The organism is Marinactinospora rubrisoli, from assembly GCF_042664915.1.
Classification (GTDB): Bacteria; Actinomycetota; Actinomycetes; order Streptosporangiales; family Streptosporangiaceae; genus Marinitenerispora; species Marinitenerispora rubrisoli.
Genome location: NZ_JBHTBH010000030.1, coordinates 1 through 956, shown reverse-complemented (window position 1 = coordinate 956; position 956 = coordinate 1). Strand labels below are relative to the sequence as shown.

Genomic DNA, 956 nt, shown 5'->3' with positions numbered 1-956 from the left:
CTCGACTCCTATGTGATCGGTCAGGAGCAGGCGAAGAAGGCGTTGTCGGTCGCGGTCTATAACCATTACAAGCGGGTGCGGTCGGAGAGTGATCGTCCGCGTGATGAGGATGTGGAGATCGCGAAGTCGAACATCCTGTTGCTGGGGCCGACGGGGTCGGGGAAGACGTTGCTGGCGCAGACGCTGGCGAAGATTCTGAATGTTCCGTTCGCGATCGCGGATGCGACGGCGCTGACGGAGGCGGGGTATGTGGGGGAGGATGTCGAGAACATCCTGCTGAAGTTGATCCAGGCGGCCGATTATGACGTGAAGAAGGCCGAGACGGGGATCATCTATATCGATGAGGTCGACAAGGTCGCGCGTAAGAGTGAGAATCCGTCGATCACGCGTGATGTGTCGGGTGAGGGTGTGCAGCAGGCGCTGTTGAAGATCCTGGAGGGGACGACGGCGAGTGTGCCGCCGCAGGGGGGCCGCAAGCATCCGCATCAGGAGTTCATTCAGATCGATACGACGAATGTGTTGTTCATCTGTGGTGGGGCTTTCGCGGGTTTGGAGCGGATCATCGAGTCGCGGGTGGGCCGGCAGGGGATGGGGTTCAACGCGGTGTTGCGGTCGAAGCGGGAGCTGGACGCGGCGGATCAGTTCTCGGATGTGATGCCGGAGGATCTGCTGAAGTTCGGGATGATTCCGGAGTTCGTGGGGCGGTTGCCGGTGATCACGAGTGTGCACAATCTGGATCGGGGGGCGTTGATCCGGATTTTGACGGAGCCGCGTAATGCGCTGGTGAAGCAGTATCAGCGGTTGTTCGAGTTGGACAATGTGGAGTTGGAGTTCAGTTCGGACGCGTTGGACGCGATCGCGGAGCAGGCGATCATTCGGGGTACGGGTGCGCGGGGGTTGCGGGCGATCATTGAGGAGGTGTTGTTGTCGGTGATGTACGAGGTCCCCAGCCGCGA

The 956-nt window shown here is 60.5% G+C and carries 1 protein-coding gene; it reads left to right on the top strand.

What is annotated here, in order from left to right:
* On the top strand, positions 1-956 hold a 956-nt coding region (gene clpX, locus ACFQRF_RS27660; protein ID WP_379874420.1), incomplete at both ends, for an ATP-dependent Clp protease ATP-binding subunit ClpX.